1 pseudogene is annotated in these 421 nt (G+C 36.3%); it reads right to left on the bottom strand.

Going from position 1 to position 421, the window contains the following annotated elements:
* Positions 1–232 (bottom strand): annotated as a pseudogene (locus C1E99_RS10385) (N-acetylmannosamine-6-phosphate 2-epimerase); the annotation flags it as partial.
* Between the last annotated feature and the right edge of the window lie 189 nt (positions 233–421).

Genomic DNA, 421 nt, shown 5'->3' with positions numbered 1-421 from the left:
CTCGCTTGATAATTCCGATAATTGGTAAAGTAGTTACTTCTTTTATCTCCTTAATATCTCGTACACTATTGGCCCGAATACCGACAGCCCCTGCTTCTTGGGCAGCCTTGACTAGTAAAGGCATAATACCGCCTTCTTCCCTATACAGAGGTTCGCCTGGCAAAGCCTGACAGGAAATGATAATTCCATCTTTTATCTGTTCTTTTAGAGCTTCCTTACTGATCTTGCCCATTAATTTCTCCTTTCTATCCCTGGATCCTGGACAGCGCTTACAATATTATTATATAGCACATTAACTTTTTTTCAATCCCAGTTCCTCATTTAAAATCTAATTTCTATTTTGAAAGAAAATAGTCTTCTTTTGAAACTAGTTTCAACATTTTATACCTCTTCTAAAACTAGTTTTAAAAAACAAAGGCCA

Origin of the sequence: Streptococcus suis (assembly GCF_002964045.1) — a bacterium.
Classification (GTDB): Bacteria; Bacillota; Bacilli; order Lactobacillales; family Streptococcaceae; genus Streptococcus; species Streptococcus suis_U.
This window is presented reverse-complemented; position numbering and strand designations above follow the sequence as displayed.